At 55.7% G+C, this 578-nt stretch carries 1 protein-coding gene; it reads right to left on the bottom strand.

The annotated features are described in order from the left end of the window. Positions 1-7 precede the first annotated feature (7 nt). On the bottom strand, positions 8-454 hold the full coding sequence (locus DWY89_RS14190) for a hypothetical protein (protein ID WP_182434588.1): 447 nt from the start codon (positions 452-454) through the stop codon (positions 8-10). Positions 455-578 lie beyond the last annotated feature (124 nt).

Genomic DNA, 578 nt, shown 5'->3' on the forward strand with positions numbered 1-578 from the left:
TCACTGGCTAAAAGAGTGGGAAAAGGGTCAGTTGGTAATCCGAAGCTGTTTCGGAAGGCCGTTTCTTCCTGCCTTTTTGCCGCTCCCCGCATACGGAAGCACTGAAAGGGGTGGATGACTGGTATCTGCCGCCCTGTTTCAAAAGAAGCTGTTCGATCTCCTTCGGCGGCGGCCCGCCCGCCCTCTCCGCAAGGCGGAGGAAGTGGGAGCATTGGACGGGGCTTAAATAGTATGTCTGCGGCACGTCTGCCTCCAAAATCCGCCACGACGAAAATCCGCTGCCTTCGTGCCAGCCTTCGGGAGCCTGCCCAATACTGGGCGTCCATGAGCCGCCAGCACACATCAGGCGTTCCCCCTCGCACCATTCCGGCATTTCCCCATCTTCCCGAAGGAGGCATTGGAACTTCGGTGTCCGAGAAGGCGGATAGGACGGCTCTAAAGTCCATCCGGTCATTTGTAGAAAACGCTCCCATGACGTTTTCCCAAACAGCGATAGCTGGATATAGGTTATCAGTAGCATCCCTCATTTCCTGTATGATACGAAACGCCTGATAGAACAGGCTTGATTTTGCCCCGGC

It is taken from the genome of Clostridium sp. AF27-5AA (genome assembly GCF_003478415.1).
GTDB classification, from domain to species: Bacteria; Bacillota; Clostridia; order Lachnospirales; family Lachnospiraceae; genus Otoolea; species Otoolea fessa.

Coding starts and splice junctions, on each gene's coding strand:
- DWY89_RS14190 (WP_182434588.1), bottom strand. CDS start 454: ATGACCGGATGGACTTTAGAGCCGTCCTATCCGCCTTCTCGGACACCG.